This is a genomic window from Idiomarina sp. T82-3, from assembly GCF_001577655.1.
GTDB lineage: Bacteria > Pseudomonadota > Gammaproteobacteria > Enterobacterales > Alteromonadaceae > Idiomarina > Idiomarina baltica.
This window is the reverse complement of the sequence record NZ_LSBQ01000005.1, coordinates 26,975-41,772: the sequence shown is the minus strand read 5'-3', so window position 1 is coordinate 41,772 and position 14,798 is coordinate 26,975. Positions and strand designations below refer to the sequence as shown.

Genomic DNA, 14,798 nt, shown 5'->3' with positions numbered 1-14,798 from the left:
CATGGAAGCAAAACATCAAACAGGATTAGTCTGGTTTAACCTCGATCTGCGACTCATTGATAACTTAACCCTGATCCGTGCTGCAGAACAGTGCCAACAGTTGGTATGTTGTTTCGTCATTGATGAGAGCTGGTTTAAAGGAAACCGATATGGCCTCAACGGCATCAGTCAACCGCGTTGGCGGTATATACAACAGGCGATCGCTGACTTAGCCGCCTCGTTACAGCAACACGGTCAACAACTGATTATTCGTAAAGGCCAGCCGACAACCGAAATATCAACGCTCATCAGCACCTTAGAAGTCGATGCGGTTTATTGTAGCGATGACCCAGGCGTATACGAGCGGCGCCGCTGGGATACTTTAGTAAAGCGTTTCCCCTACATTACTTTTGAGCGCGTAAGTAACCACACACTGTTAACCGAGCGCGAACTCGATTTCCCATTAGAGGAATTACCGGCAACCTATTCCGCGTTTCGCAAGCGCTTTGAGCCGCTCGCCGAGACCTTTCCCAGCGGCCAAGCACTATCACAATTAAAAGCTTTACCGCCAATGCCCCGACGTACCATCGCTTCAGAGCACACACCATTTGTCGAACCCAGCGGCTACTTACAAGGTGGGGAACTCGCCGCGCACGAACACCTAACCCAATACTTCAAGTCTTCAGCGCCGAGTCATTATAAGGAAACGCGCAACGCGCTTGATAATTTCGCGGACTCAACCAAACTCTCCGCGGCATTAGCCCTTGGCAATATATCACCTCGTCAGGTCATTGATGCCTTAAGAAACTACGAAGCGACCCAAGGTGCCAATGAATCCACCTATTGGATTGTCTTCGAGCTTATGTGGCGTGAGTATTTTCACTGGTACTTAAGAAGCTATCAAGAAAAGGTGTTTAAATTCAGTGGCATCCAAGATAAAAAACCTGCGACAAGCTTTTATCCTCAGCGTTTTGCTGCTTGGTGTAAGGGTCAGACCCCCTATCCTATAGTAAATGCCTGCATGCACCAGCTTAACCAAACAGGTTACATGTCGAACAGAGGACGCCAATTGGTCGCAAGCTGTCTTATTCATGAGCTACAGCTAGATTGGCGTTACGGCGCGGCTTATTTTGAACAACAGCTAATCGATTACGATGTGGCTTCAAACTGGGGCAACTGGCAATACCTAGCAGGCGTAGGCGCTGATCCCCGAGGCTCAAGGCGCTTTAACCTCGATAAGCAAACGCAAACCTACGATCCCAACGGTGAGTTTATTAAGCGCTGGCATGGCGAGCAAGCTGTCTCAAAAATCGACTTCACCGATGCGGCGGACTGGCCTCTAAGCTGATGGCAATAAACGTTGTTTGGTTTAAAAGGGACCTCAGGCTAAGCGATCATGAACCGCTCAAAGCCGCTATTTCAACCGGGCGCCCCACGCTACTCTGGTTTAATTTTGAACCTTGGTTAGTGAATGACCCGCACTACGATGAGCGCCATTGGCGCTTTATCGTCGAATCAATTCGTGACATTAATCGCAAGCTAAAAGCATACAATACTCAAATTTACGTCACCTATGGCGATACGGTTGAACAACTTCAAATTTGGCATCAACAGTTTTCTATCGAGAGCCTTTATAGTCATCAGGAAGTTGGTCTACTAAATACATTCGACCGCGACAAACAGGTCGCTAGCTGGTGTCGCCAGCACCACGTAAATTGGTTCGAATCTCCTACTGGGGCTGTGCAGCGAGGTCTTAATAGCCGCCAACAATGGCAAAAACATTGGTATGAGACCATGAAAGCGCCACTGGCAACACCTGACCTTGCGCGCATTCAGCCAGTTAAAGCAGTGAGTGTTGACTATCGCACGCTACCTAAATCTTGGTTCGAACGTCGCCCGTCGTTTCAATACGGAGGCCCCGCCGCAGCGTGGGCTACTTTAAACAGCTTTCTTGAGCAACGCGGCCGAGCTTATCATTACAGTATTTCTCAACCCATTCGCGCCCAGCACCACTGTAGCCGTTTATCCCCCTATTTAGCATGGGGTAATCTCAGCTTACGCGAATGTTATCAAGCGACTGTCGATAAGCGCCGTGAAACAGGATGGAAACGGCCACTCAATGCGTTCTTATCGCGCCTCCACTGGCACTGTCATTTCATTCAAAAATTCGAATCCGAAACGGCGATGCAACATGCACCGCTTAACCGTGCCTACGAAAACTATCCTTACCGCTCGGATACCCAGGTCGAGCAACACCTTAAGGCTTGGCAACAAGGAAAAACGGGCTACCCCATGGTCGATGCGGCAATGCGCTGCCTGCTCCAAACCGGCTATATTAATTTTCGCATGCGCGCGCTGTTAGTGAGCTTTTTATGTCACTATCTTCATATTCACTGGCAGTATGCAACAACTCACCTTGCCGCGCTGTTTCTTGATTTTGAACCTGGCATTCATTATCCACAGATTCAGATGCAAGCCGGTATCATCGGCACTAACACCATACGAATGTACAACCCCGAAAAGCAGGCAATAGAAAAGGATCCGACCGGGGAATATATTGATCAATGGGTGCCAGAGCTTGCCGAACTGCCACTCGAGCTCAAGCATGCGCCGTATCGAATAACGCCGATGGAAGCACAGATGTACGGGTTTAAATTAGGTGAGGATTATCCTTCGCCGATCGTCGACGTTGACGAGTATCGCCCGATTGCTCGCGATACACTGTATCGCATCAAAAAAAGTGCCGCGGGAACAAAAGAAGCACAGCGCATTTTAAAACGACACGTCGTATCGCGTTAGTTTAGCTTAATGATGTCTGGCGACGGCCGGCCAATATAGTAGCCTTGCAAAAACTCGATTTGTTGTTCAGTCAAGTAGCCATTGACCTGCTCAGTTTCAACAAACTCAGCGACCATCGGTATTTTTAGCTCACGACATATACTAATCATACCATTTAATATACTCGCGCTACTTGCATCCTCGAGAATGTTCTTAATAATACTGCCGTCGATCTTCAGGTAATCGGGCCTCAGTTGGATTAAGCGCGAAAAATTTGAGTAACCAACGCCGAAGTCATCAATCGCGATTTCAGCACCCAGTGAACGCACGCGACGAGTAAACTCATCGACCATCGAGAAGTCCTCAGTGGACTCCGTTTCAGTGATTTCGAAAATTAACTTAGACTCAGGATAAGCTTCGAGTTGGTCGGTAATAAATGCGACCGTTTCGGGGTTCAAAATATCCTCAATCGATACATTGACCGATATTTGAACATCGTGTTGTGCAGACTGAACAACGGCTTGCTCAACCACTCGACGAGTAATCTCTGGGTAATAACGTGTCGTTTTCGCTTTATCGAGAAAAAATCCTGGCGGAATATCTTGTTCGCCATCGCGCATCCTAACTAAGGCTTCATAATAGTCAGGACGCTGCCCGCTGCTGCTTCTTATCGGTTGATAGTAATTGATAAAACGATTGTTTCTAATCGCCGATTGTATTTTGGGTAACCAGTTAATCGAGTTTTTAGCACAAAATTCACGCTCATGTACAACGTGTATTCGCTGTCCGGAGAAGACTGTTTTTGCTCTCGCTAGAGCACTTTCAGCGAGCTGGAGAAGTTTTCCTTTGCCCACGCCCATCCCAATTGCGATATCGAGCGCTACATTAGCGCCATTAACTTCAATGTGATGAGCGATAATATGTGCGTAAAATCGCTGGAGTTGTTGTTCGAATAATGCGGGGACCATCCTAAATGAAGGTGCTAAAGCAAACTTATCGCCATACAACCGATAAATATTGATATGTCGTTCTTTAAAAAATGACTTACAGATCTCGCTAAAATTCATGAGTAAACGATCACCAAATTCCAAACCGTAAAAGTCGGCGTAACTACGGAATTTACGAATATCAATAATCGCGACCGTCTGTGTGTTCACACGCTTAATATCAGCGAGTAGATCGACTCGTGTGGGCAGTCCAGTTGTTTGATCAAAACGTGACTCGTTCAAGAGTTCGTCTAAAAACACCTCCCTTGAGATGTCTTGAAGCACCAATACTTGCTCCTGCAAGCACTGGTTATCATCGTACAGCGGTACGAAGATAGCTTTAAACCAGTCAGCTCGGCGACTACCGAGGTTTAACTTCACAGTCCCCTGCCAATGGCTATGTTGGGTGACCGTGTAATCGAATTGATCGAGTAACTGGCTGCGCAAATCAGCATGCAACAGTTTACTGAGCGGCATACCCAGAGTAATTGTTTGTTGGCTATCGAGTTGTTTGAGGGCGTCGCTGAACCAAATAACTTGTCCTGCACTATTTACTCGAACACACAGCGATGCGCTTTCCATAGCATTCATCAATTGTTCAAGTATCTTACAATCTCTCACACTGGCTTTTCCTTGTACGGCTTCTTTTTATTATTATTTAACGACCATAGCATTGTTCCAACAAGCTGTTAATCTGCAATTCTTCAGAGTTCATCGCTGATTTTAATCTATAGGTCAGGCTGCACTCCCAACAACTTGTCTTCGACCGCGCTGTTTGGCGAGCAAGAGCGCTCTATCGGCTCTATCAATCGCGGAAACCGCATGCTCACTGGGGTGACACTCAACGACCCCAAAACTACAAGTTACAGGCTCATCCAGCCCATCAATAGTAAGCTGACTGATACCAGTACACAAGCGTTTGGCTATAACTTGAGCCTCAGAAAACTCCGTCGCTGGAAACATTAACATGAACTCATCGCCGCCAAAGCGCCCCATAATATCATTTTCTCTCAACAACTGACTGACATAATTCGTGACTGATACGAGCACGCGATCGCCCAGAATGTGTCCGTGCCGGTCATTGATTTGCTTGAAAAAATCAAAATCAAAAATAACTAAACAACAGGTTGAGTTTGGGGTACTGCGTTGCAACTCTGCTTCCAAGCGCTGAATAAAATGTCCACGCGAAGCCGCCTTTGTTAGACCATCGCGAGCGACGCGTTGTGCCAGTTGTGCGTTTTGTGTCATCAAGGTAGGAATCGTCAATGCAAACCAGACACAGCCCGCAGTCGTAATCATCGCAAACTGATACACAAGAGCGAAATCAATCACGTGTAACTGCGAGACCAAAAACGCCAATACCGTGCTAAAGATAGCTAAAATAAACACGGTAGTGAGCTGACTGGTGGTCGTTGCTATCCATAAGAAAGGTAAAATGATAAAAAACACAGTAAACGAGGCTTCTATGCGCTGAGAATGATGCACCAACGTAAGTGAAATCAATAAAAGCCCCAACACGAGAGCTAATCGGGAAACAAATTTTTTCCAATTAATCGCCGTCAAACTAAAATTGAGTTCACCTAACTCTAACTGCACTTGATGATACCGCCAAGAAACGATAGCAATAAACACCGGGGCCAATACAATAATCCCCGCCATATCACCTATCCACCAAGGTAACCATGAAAGCCACGGCTGCGCCTGAGTCATTAACCCGCCTTCCCAGATCGCCAAAATGCCAAAAAATGAAGTTAACATCGCACTGAGCGCGGCAACCACAAGAAAGATCAAAACTGTGCGTGCGAAACCATTGATACCATTCCGCCGGTATTCATTACGCACAATATAAGCGCCTAACCCAAGCGGAATCGTGTGAGCGAGTACGAAAAGCAAACTCGAGTTGAACCAACCCGTGACCGTTAGCGGCTCATTATAGATTTGAGCGATCCACGCGGTACTGACGAAGCCTGCCACCGCAATAGGAAAAACAGCACGCCAGCCAAGCACGAGTAAAGCAGCGAATGACAAACCTGCCGACGGAAACCAAATACTGGCATGAGGTGCAAACTCGAGTAAAACAGATGCACGCCACAAGCCAAGCCACACAATAACCAGTACAATATTACGCACTGTTGAATTCATATAAGACCGTTATTCTTTTTATTTTAACAGTTAGATTACTTTATCTTCTACGATACGCCAATTAGTTTAGAACGATAACTGACAAGTGAAACTGGTTTCCGATAAATCAAAGCTCACCATCACGCCTAACTGCTGTGCAATGTTACCCACAATAGATAACCCGAGTCCTGTGCCCTCAATATCGAGGTGCCCGCCACGGTAAAAACGCTCGTCAACGCGCTCAATATCCAAAGCTGTATTAGGGGCGATGGTGTTAGATATGGTTAATGTTTGTGCTCGTTGCTGTAACGTGATGATGCTATTCTCTGCACCGTATTTAATCGCGTTGTCGATTAAATTGCTTAAAAGAATATCTAAAAGTGCCGCATCACTATAAATCTGTTGGGTGTCATCCAAGCTTAACTCGAAATTCTGTCCACGCTGCTCGGCTTTGTCGTACCACTGAGCAACGATCTCTCGTACTCGCGTTGCCAGTTTTATTGGCACTTCCTTTTTAAGGTCTCTTTCAGTACGGGAGAGTAACAGCAAGTTATCAATAAGCCGGGCAAGTTGATTGACCGATAGCATCAGTGACTCAAGTGATTCCTTTTGCGTCGACGTTGATGTATCAATCAGGTTCTGAATGCGTATTTTTAAATTAGCAACAGGTGTTCTAAGCTCGTGCGCTGCATCTGAAGAAAACCGCTTTTCGCGCGTGAAGGACTGCTCTACTCGAGTTAGATAGTGATTAAGTGAGCGACTAATAACAGAGACCTCTTCCGTGTCATCAAAACCACTCAATTGTTCATAGTTGTCACTCGGTTTAGAACGAATCGTTCTCGCTAGACGCTGAAAACTGGCAAAGTTAAAGTTTACACTCCACCACCCTAGCCAGATGATGACTGGCAGCATGAGTAAAATAGGGACCAGAGTATCGATAGTCAGATCCCCGCGCAGTTCAGTGCGAAAATCATCTTCTTGCAAAACGAGCATTCGCAGACCATTTTTCAGGTTGGTCGCACCAAACACATACCAGTGCGACTCGCCCTGCTGAAGTTCCGAAATACCCTCGGTATACTGAATGCGATCTGAATCAAGCCAGTCGCGGCTTGAGTAAATGATATCGCCATCCATCGTCTCTAAACGAATGGCCAATTTTTGCTCGTAATCCTGAAGCCAATCAGGCGTGTGGTAAATTAGCTCAGCATCAGATTCCACAGCATCAACGCGATCGCTGATATCACCGAGTTCAAATTGGCTGATTAAAGCGTTCATTGTGTGAGCTTGCTGAATCAATTCAGCATCAAACAGTTCGTCAACTTCATGGCTCACCTCAAAATAGATCCACAAAGCCGATACGCTACTACCAAATAAATAGACGACAGACACCGTTAAAAGTATACGGCGTCGTATCGACTTTAACTTACTAAAAAAACGCGCTAGCCTTTGCATTTTAATCGGTAACCGACTCCCCTAATGGTCTCGATCAATTCTCTTTGACCGAGCTTTTTCCGCAAGTTGTGGACATGAACTTCCAGTGCATTGCTCTCCACGACATGCGTATCTGAGCTCAACAATGCCTCCAGTTTATCACGAGGATGAACTTTCATAGGCTGCATGACAAATAGTTGAAGCAATTCGAACTCTTTGCGCGATAAAGTAAGTTCCTTTTCATTGATTAAAGCCTCCCGGCTTGATGTATCGATGGTAATAGGACCACACACGATGCGTGAAGACGAATAACCACTTCGCCGACGCAATAGGGCTCGCAACCTAGCGGCTAACTCGTTCACATCAAAGGGTTTAGTCATGAAGTCATCGGCACCCGCATCGAGCAAATTTATAACATCACTCGTTTGATCTCGCGCAGTAAGCACTAGAATAGGTATATCGAATCCTTTCTTTCTAATACTCTGTAGCACGCGCTCGCCCTCAATATCGGGTAAGCCTAAATCAAGAATTGCCACATCAAAATCGTGATGGTTGATGCTGGATATCGCTGCAGCGCCCGTGCGCACCCAAGTGACCATAAACTGCCGTTGAGACAACCCTATCTCAACGGCTTGCCCCAATGTCTGATTGTCCTCGACCAGTAATAATTGCATGTGTTATCCCTAACGTTATTATAATTTCTTATTAATTTTATCGATTAATGCGCGCACCTCAGCGCGCCGTTTTTCGTCTGCAAGCGGTCGCTCTGAACGCGGCTCAGCAGCAAGCGCTTGTTGCGCATAGGTCAGTGCCTGCTTGTATTTATCTTGCTCGTAAAGATAGTCGGCGTAGAAATAGTTACTATCGATACCTTTCGGATTAATTTCCAGTGCTTTTTTAAGTAACTTTTCAGCCTCGTCATCATCACCAAAACCAAACGGCCAACCTGGCACTTTATAGTAAAGGGTTCCGAGGCTTGCGTAGGCAGACCCCGATAGCGCATTGGGATCAATATCAAGTGCTTTTTCTAAGCTGGCTTTTGCCTCTTTCGCCAATCCAAGAGCACCTAGCCCGCCCACAGCGCCCGCCTCTGTACTCTTAATAATCCCCAACCAGATGTGGGCCTCCGCGTTATTAGGTTCAGCATCAACCCACGCCTGCGCCTCTTTAGCGAGCGATTCAAATGCATCTTCTTGTGCATCATCGGTAAGCGTATAATTTACTTCCGCCCAGCGATGTTGTATGTCCAACAACTTAGTTTGTGCTAACACCTGTGAGCTTGCAAGTAGCAGCGCCCCGGTTAGCGCAGAATAGACGACCTTTTTCATGACAATCACTCCTTAATTAGTGATTTTAACTTACGATTAATCTTGAACATCTCACCATCGAGCCAGCTCGGTTTGATGCCATTAAGCACCGCAAACAATTTCTCAGGAAATCCAATAAGCCGACTCACTTGGCCCTTTTCAATTTGTTGAATAATTTGTTGCGCAACGTTCGGCGGTTCATCTTCATGGGTTTTAGTTTGTGCATTTAACGCCTGCATTAAGGGTCCGTTAAAGCCTGTTTTTATAGCTCGAGGACCGACATACATTACGCGCACAAGCGTATCTGACAATTCGCGCCTCAGTGCTTCGGTAAAGCCTTTAAGACCAAACTTACTTGCGCAATACAGTGTTTGCCCGGGAAAGCCAATGCTGCCAAAAACTGAACCGACGTTAAGAATGAAGCTTGCGCGGTGTTTCAATTCTGGTAACAACTCATTGATTAGCAAAATTGGAGCGAGTAGATTCGTCGCTAGCATCGCCTCGGCATGCTCGGCTTGTTGCGATAGCACCCCCTCGGCAGCCATACCAGCATTATTGATTAACCCTGTTACAGGTAAAGTCGTTGCTTGCGCGCGCACATGGGCTACCACTCTCTGGCGTTGCTCTGGTTGCGTAATATCAGCGACCAGATAGTCTTGCTCCAGACGTTTGGCAAACGCTTTTAGTGCTTGCTCATTGCGTCCGATAAGCGTTAGCCGCGCGCCGAGCGCTGAAAGTTGCTCAGCTAACGCTTGACCGAGCCCACCGGTTGCTCCGGTGAGCACAATATGTTGTGCGTTCCAGTCAATACGCATGGCTCATTCTCCAGCCAAAGAAGGTATTGCTCGGAACATTTCGCCATACAGATGATACACACTACGCGCTGTTCGAATAACGGCTTGCTGCGCATCCACATCGGTGAGCTGGTTCATCAAGTCCTCAAAAAACTTGACATGGTCTTGATCCAAGTCGCCATGTGAGAGCAAATAACTAAAGGCACTATTAGGTAATTCAAGACGTTCTTTCACTTTATGTGCCGCTTGTGTCGCGAGTTGTACGCTAGTTCCCTCTAACACATGTGCCATACCGAAAAAGGCAGCGGGGTGATAGCGTTGCATATGGTCATAAACAACGGACACCATGGCATCGGTCGTCCAGTGTGGCTCGGCATTTTTCACCCGCTCGGGATCCGCGCCTGTTGCCTTTAAGTCGTTCAAGATCCAACGCTCGTGACCATATTCCTCGTCTACATACTCAACAACCGCTTTACGTAACCACTCTAACGAGGGCGGTAGCAGACTCCCCGCGCGCATGAGTAACGGTACCGTATGCTTCACATGATGATAGGCTTGCCCTAAAAAGGACTGATACCGCTCGCGCGTAATATCACCTGCAAAAGTATCTTTGATCACAGGCGCATCAAGTAAAAATGCTCGTTCAGTTTGTGTTTGCTCGCACAACGTATCGAAAAATGTCATGGTTAGTACTCCGTTGATGACTCACTGAGTGGATACTGCTTTAAAATTGCTTGGCGCCTTAGCCGGCCTGTTCCTGTCAGCTGTTGATTGGCGACGGTAAAGGGTTGGGTTAGCACCCTCATAGTTTTGATGCGTGCATAATCGGGAAGCGTTGCATTTATTGTCTGGATGAAAGCTTCAATGGTTTCATCTGCAGCTTGGCTCACAATAAGTGCGCGCAGCGGAGACGACTCATCACCACTGACACAAACTTGTTCAATCGCGGGGTGAGTTGCTAGCTCGGTTTCAAGCCACTCTGGATCGACATTGCGCCCGTATGGAGTGACAATAATATTCTTTTTGCGGCCATCGATATATAAATGACCTGACTCGTCAAAATGAGCTAAGTCGCCAGTTGCAAACCATTCGTCAGTCCGCCCCGACTCCCCTAAATAACCCAACATAAGCGGGTTTTTAATCAATAGCTCACCCTCGTGAATAAGCGTTGAAACATGAGGCAATAGCGTGCCAACTGAGCCCAGTGGTCGTTCCGCTTGAATATTATTCAACGATACCACAGACGCACATTCAGATAGGCCATAGCCAACCACTACCGGAAGCCGCAGATCCATCGCACGCTGTTCGAGCGAAGATGCTAATCGCGCACCGCCGACGGCAATAAATTCAAACTGCCGCGCTGGTACCCCCCAATGCTCCACCGCTGCACAAATAACTTCGAGTAGCGCAGGCGGAACAACCAATGTTGAGATTTGATTATGCACGATGCTCTTCACAAAGCGTTCAGCATCCAGCCCACTGGCGCCCATCAGTCCAAGCTCATGATTTGCCAACAAAATCACCTCTGCACCTAGCGCGAGTGTGACATAAACACCCGCAATATTTTCTAGCAATACCGCAAGCGGCATTACCACGAGGTGTGTCGAGTTCAATTGACTCGGTAATCTTTGCAATAAGCTGTCAACTACAATTGCAATACCGTCAGCTGAGAGACAAACGCCCTTAGGTTGCCCCGTACTACCTGAGGTATACGTTATTTTTTGCGTACCCTTTGGCAGAGCTGTTGAAGTAGGCGCTTTTGCCAGCTTTAGAACTGAGCAACAGTCGTTCGCTATGGGTTGACCGTGGTTGACCAAGTGCTCGTACAGCGTTGCATCAAGATGCGTGCCTACTAAAAGCTCTGCTCCGCTATCGAGTAGTACGTTTTGCTGTTGCTGAGCGCTAAAAAATGAGGGAATTGGAATGAGAACCTTATTAACCTGTAAACAGGCGAGGTCCCAAATGACCCAATCAAATGAATTCTCAAGCGCTAAGCCAATACGCTGTTCTGAACGCCCTTCTAGCCAACTGGCGACACCGGAAACACGCGCCCATAGCGCTCGATGAGACAACGTATGGGTTGCACTTCGCAAGGCAATTGATGGGCTATGTGCGTGGCGTTTTAAAAGCGTCAGTAAATCAAGCATGCGCTGTCTCCTGAAAGCTTTGAACCAAGCTTTGTGGTGGTATGGTATCGGCTAATTTATAGCTTGCTGTCCAGCCGGCAAAAACACTAGGTTGATGCGCATAATAGGAGCCCCATTCAGCGTTAGCATCCAAGTCCAATTTACTACGTTCAGCCAACGCAAGCTTTTGCAGCTCAATACCGCGACGCTCTAAAAAGTGCGCCAAACCGCGTGTCGCTGTAAATAAAATTAATGTTCTTTGAACATCGCGCAGCGCGAACACAATGGCTTCGACTAGATAAGGTAAATAGCGACGTCCAAGTGTTGCCATCGAACCGATTTCTGCAATTGCATGTCGAGCAGGCACAGGTTTGCCCAGAACCGAATAGTTGCACAACGCTTGGTCCATATACTGTTCGGAAAATAAAGTTTTTTGATCGGCAAACTGAACTCCGCAGGCTGCAACTAACAGATCATTTTGATAGACGGCTAAAATATTTTCCGGCAGCTGAGTCAGGCACGCATTAAAACTGAACCAGTAACGCTCGCATATAAAATGCTCGACCTCTAAACGCCGTGGATCGGATGAATGTATCCAAAACGCGGTTAATTGAGTGTGGTTATCTTGTTTAAGGATATAACCTAGATTTGATGGCATGAAGCTATCTCCACTGCAATAAGCACGACTGCCTAAACTGAAGATAACTTTAGAGATGTTTTCTTAAATATTTCTTAAGATAATTTTTGTGGGAATGATTTCTTTACACTGAAGAAGTTCATTGAAAAGTTAAATACAATTTGTTGCGAATGATTCTCATCTTTAATAATCTAGGTAATTAAATGCTTAAGGAACTCACCACATGCAACCTATCGCAACACGAGCGCGACGCGTTAGCGTCTCAATTGATCGTGACCAACTTCTCAAGCTCATGCAGTCGCAAGCATTGGTGGCTTGCGACTTAAAAGCATGTGACGAAACAAGCCAAGCCTGTCTAAAACAGTTGGTGCTTGAGTGTAGCAAACAGACGCTCAACTCAGGTTAACGAAGATAATTCAGTGCACCGATAACCGCGGCAACCTGTGCATCAATACACTGGGCTGGCGTTGCATTCTCACTATCAGGATACACTTCTGTTGTTGTCGCGTACATTGCCTGACTGAGTCCCATACACAACCCTAGATCATAGGCGGGATAGCTGATAACGCCCGGTATATCAATGTCTGTACCAATCAGACGATTATCTTCATCGGCCGGCGCAATATGAGTGCTCTTAGCCACCTCTGCAAGCACGGCTTGTTGAAATTCAAGCTGTTTATTCTCCGAATTAGTCACTAAATAAAAGCCATCGGGAATATTCCAATTAGTGTTGATTTCGCCGTCACGCGCAGCTTTAGCCGGCCTGAACTCGGAATTATCAGTATCAGTCGTTTCATGTAAATCAACGTGTGCGAGCAAGTCGACTCCGAGCGTTTCTATCAATTGCAACACCAGAGCCGACTCTTGGGCTGGACTCTCCGAATAAAACGAACGATTCGGATCAATCGCATCCGGATTCCAACGATTGATAGTTTCATAGCCCCAAGGGCTAATACATGGCGTTACAATAAAATTAAAAATCGCTTCATAAGACTGCATCTGCTCATCAATGAACTTTAGCGCGCCATGTACACCACTCGTTTCATAACCATGCACTCCGCCAGTAATTAGCACCGTGGGTTTGTCATCGTCCCATTCCGCAGTCAGAACCGCATAGAGCGGGTAGTGTTGATTCGCGTAGTTCAACTGACCATATTCACGCACGTCAAAACGCGCCTTAAAACGCTCTATTTGACTCAATACATCAGTTTGATATGACCGTTGCACGCGTTGTTGCTCGAACCACTGCTTTTTCTCTGACGCTCCCCAGGGCTGCCCGGGAACACCAATTGGATATTGCTGTTGTTGCAAAATACTGACTCCCAACAGTTATTGATTAAGACGGCTATGCTATCACAGCGAGATGACCAAATTCGATTAATCAACATGAACAATAGCAACCATCGAGGAAAAGCTTTAACATAGGCGTCCATTTTTTCTTGCTGTAAAAATTCCATGAGTTATTCACGATCGCAAGTCGCTATCGCCATTTTTGCCATGGCGATAGGCACATTTTCTATCGGCATTGGCGAATTTGTCATGATGGGTTTGTTGCCAGATGTCGGCGCTGACTTCAGTACATCGGCACAACAAACCGGACACCTGATTAGTTTGTACGCGTTCGGCGTGGTTATTGGAGCACCGCTCATCACATTGTTAGGTGCTAGAGCGCCTCGAAAGCCACTGATCATCACCCTAATGCTCATTTACTCAGCAAGTAATTTGCTGAGTGCTCGTGCAGAAAGCTTCGCGGAACTGCAACTGTTTCGCTTTATTAGCGGACTTCCCCACGGCGCTTATGGCGGGATCGTATGTCTGCTCGCCGCCGGACTCGTGAAAAAGTCGCAACGCGGCATGGCGGTGACCATGGTCATGATGGGACTGACCGTTGCTATCTTAGTTGGGAACCCGCTAGCAACGTGGTTTGGTCAATTACTTGATTGGCGCACCGTTTACATGGGGGTCGGCCTCGTCGCGTTAACAGCAGCACTGCTTATCGTCGCTTGTGTCCCTACTCCAGAACAAGCAACATCAACGCGGGTTAGAACAGAACTTCAAGCATTGAAAAACAGCCAAGTTTTACTCACCCTTGCTATTGGAAGCGTTGGATTTGGCGGCATGTTTGCCGTGCTTAGCTATTTGTCGCCGACTTTATTAGAGGCAACCCAAGTTCATAAGTATTGGATTCCCATTGCACTACTCATATATGGGCTTGGATCATTTACCGGCAGTATTATCGGTGGAAAACTCACCGACATGAATATGAAGTGGGCTATCGCAGGTTCACTCGGTTGGGCAATTATCGTGCTTGCCGTTTTCCCATTCAGTATCTATTCCCTATATACTATTCTGCCCATGGCATTTTGCTTAGGTACGACAGCTATGTTGGTGCCAGCACTGCAAGTCAGGTTAATGGACGTGGCCGGTGAGTCACAAACACTTGCGGCATCTCTCAATCATGCCGCATTTAATATCGCCAACGGCTTGGGGGCTTTTCTAGGAGGTTTGTCGTTAAACTCTGCGTTAACTTGGCAAGCAACAGGTTGGGTCGGCTGTTTGCTGGCACTCTCTGGACTTTTTGTATTTATCATCACTAAGCATCATAGCCGAAAAAGCGCTATTCATATAAGTTTGTAGGT

The 14,798-nt window shown here is 46.7% G+C and carries 14 protein-coding genes; 4 read left to right on the top strand and 10 right to left on the bottom strand.

The features are described 5' to 3' along the window. Position 1 precedes the first annotated feature (1 nt). On the top strand, positions 2–1,327 hold the full coding sequence (locus AWU56_RS04700) for a DASH family cryptochrome (protein WP_272978008.1): 1,326 nt from the start codon (positions 2–4) through the stop codon (positions 1,325–1,327). Beyond that, positions 1,327–2,778, top strand: coding sequence for a cryptochrome/deoxyribodipyrimidine photo-lyase family protein (locus AWU56_RS04695; RefSeq protein ID WP_286681900.1), 1,452 nt, complete (start codon positions 1,327–1,329; stop codon positions 2,776–2,778). Before AWU56_RS04700 ends, AWU56_RS04695 begins: the two co-directional genes overlap by 1 nt. Here the strand turns inward: AWU56_RS04695 and AWU56_RS04690 are convergent. From AWU56_RS04690 to AWU56_RS04650, 9 genes are all read right to left on the bottom strand, one after another. Next, positions 2,775–4,364 (bottom strand): EAL domain-containing protein, encoded by a 1,590-nt coding sequence (locus tag AWU56_RS04690; RefSeq protein WP_286681899.1) that lies wholly within the window; start codon positions 4,362–4,364, stop codon positions 2,775–2,777. The two genes, AWU56_RS04695 and AWU56_RS04690, sit on opposite strands and share 4 nt — an antisense overlap. 114 nt (positions 4,365–4,478) lie before the next feature. Then, the gene (locus tag AWU56_RS04685; RefSeq protein ID WP_286681898.1) at positions 4,479–5,885 is read right to left on the bottom strand and encodes a GGDEF domain-containing protein; all 1,407 of its coding nucleotides are present in this window, start codon (positions 5,883–5,885) and stop codon (positions 4,479–4,481) included. Between the two features lie 66 nt (positions 5,886–5,951). Then, complete coding sequence (locus tag AWU56_RS04680; protein WP_286681897.1) at positions 5,952–7,196, bottom strand: histidine kinase dimerization/phospho-acceptor domain-containing protein; 1,245 nt, start codon at positions 7,194–7,196, stop codon at positions 5,952–5,954. A 107-nt stretch (positions 7,197–7,303) separates the two neighbouring features. Beyond that, on the bottom strand, positions 7,304–7,969 hold the full coding sequence (locus AWU56_RS04675; protein ID WP_006955560.1) for a response regulator transcription factor: 666 nt from the start codon (positions 7,967–7,969) through the stop codon (positions 7,304–7,306). Positions 7,970–7,987: 18 nt separating this feature from the next. Continuing rightward, complete coding sequence (locus AWU56_RS04670; protein ID WP_286681896.1) at positions 7,988–8,623, bottom strand: tetratricopeptide repeat protein; 636 nt, start codon at positions 8,621–8,623, stop codon at positions 7,988–7,990. Between the two features lie 5 nt (positions 8,624–8,628). Continuing rightward, on the bottom strand, positions 8,629–9,417 hold the full coding sequence (locus AWU56_RS04665; RefSeq protein WP_006955564.1) for an SDR family oxidoreductase: 789 nt from the start codon (positions 9,415–9,417) through the stop codon (positions 8,629–8,631). Between the two features lie 3 nt (positions 9,418–9,420). Continuing rightward, positions 9,421–10,080, bottom strand: a complete 660-nt coding sequence (locus AWU56_RS04660; protein WP_286681895.1) for an iron-containing redox enzyme family protein — start codon at positions 10,078–10,080, stop codon at positions 9,421–9,423. 2 nt (positions 10,081–10,082) lie between these two features. Beyond that, positions 10,083–11,543, bottom strand: a complete 1,461-nt coding sequence (locus tag AWU56_RS04655; protein WP_286681894.1) for an AMP-binding protein — start codon at positions 11,541–11,543, stop codon at positions 10,083–10,085. Continuing rightward, the gene (locus tag AWU56_RS04650) at positions 11,536–12,180 is read right to left on the bottom strand and encodes a thermostable hemolysin (protein WP_286681893.1); all 645 of its coding nucleotides are present in this window, start codon (positions 12,178–12,180) and stop codon (positions 11,536–11,538) included. Before AWU56_RS04650 ends, AWU56_RS04655 begins: the two co-directional genes overlap by 8 nt. 202 nt (positions 12,181–12,382) lie before the next feature. On the opposite strand from AWU56_RS04650, the gene AWU56_RS04645 reads away from it, so the two are divergent. After that, positions 12,383–12,565: a hypothetical protein gene (locus AWU56_RS04645; RefSeq protein ID WP_006955569.1), complete on the top strand. Its 183-nt coding sequence runs from the start codon at positions 12,383–12,385 to the stop codon at positions 12,563–12,565. On the opposite strand, the gene AWU56_RS04640 is transcribed toward AWU56_RS04645, so the two are convergent. Continuing rightward, positions 12,562–13,470: a M14 family metallopeptidase gene (locus AWU56_RS04640; protein ID WP_286681892.1), complete on the bottom strand. Its 909-nt coding sequence runs from the start codon at positions 13,468–13,470 to the stop codon at positions 12,562–12,564. The genes AWU56_RS04645 and AWU56_RS04640 overlap by 4 nt on opposite strands. 144 nt (positions 13,471–13,614) lie before the next feature. Here AWU56_RS04640 and AWU56_RS04635 point away from each other — a divergent pair, with 144 nt between their 5' ends. Continuing rightward, a complete protein-coding gene (locus AWU56_RS04635) occupies positions 13,615–14,796 on the top strand; it encodes an MFS transporter (protein ID WP_286681891.1) in 1,182 nt (393 codons plus the stop codon). Positions 14,797–14,798: the final 2 nt, after the last annotated feature.

Excerpts from the sequence above, each read along its gene's own strand:
- AWU56_RS04635 (WP_286681891.1), top strand. The coding sequence starts at position 13,615 with ATGAGTTATTCACGATCGCAAGTCGCTATCGCCATTTTTGCCATGGCG.
- AWU56_RS04700 (WP_272978008.1), top strand. The coding sequence starts at position 2 with ATGGAAGCAAAACATCAAACAGGATTAGTCTGGTTTAACCTCGATCTG.
- AWU56_RS04650 (WP_286681893.1), bottom strand. The coding sequence starts at position 12,180 with ATGCCATCAAATCTAGGTTATATCCTTAAACAAGATAACCACACTCAA.
- AWU56_RS04665 (WP_006955564.1), bottom strand. The coding sequence starts at position 9,417 with ATGCGTATTGACTGGAACGCACAACATATTGTGCTCACCGGAGCAACC.
- AWU56_RS04645 (WP_006955569.1), top strand. The coding sequence starts at position 12,383 with ATGCAACCTATCGCAACACGAGCGCGACGCGTTAGCGTCTCAATTGAT.
- AWU56_RS04675 (WP_006955560.1), bottom strand. The coding sequence starts at position 7,969 with ATGCAATTATTACTGGTCGAGGACAATCAGACATTGGGGCAAGCCGTT.
- AWU56_RS04660 (WP_286681895.1), bottom strand. The coding sequence starts at position 10,080 with ATGACATTTTTCGATACGTTGTGCGAGCAAACACAAACTGAACGAGCA.
- AWU56_RS04670 (WP_286681896.1), bottom strand. The coding sequence starts at position 8,623 with ATGAAAAAGGTCGTCTATTCTGCGCTAACCGGGGCGCTGCTACTTGCA.
- AWU56_RS04655 (WP_286681894.1), bottom strand. The coding sequence starts at position 11,543 with ATGCTTGATTTACTGACGCTTTTAAAACGCCACGCACATAGCCCATCA.
- AWU56_RS04695 (WP_286681900.1), top strand. The coding sequence starts at position 1,327 with ATGGCAATAAACGTTGTTTGGTTTAAAAGGGACCTCAGGCTAAGCGAT.
- AWU56_RS04685 (WP_286681898.1), bottom strand. The coding sequence starts at position 5,885 with ATGAATTCAACAGTGCGTAATATTGTACTGGTTATTGTGTGGCTTGGC.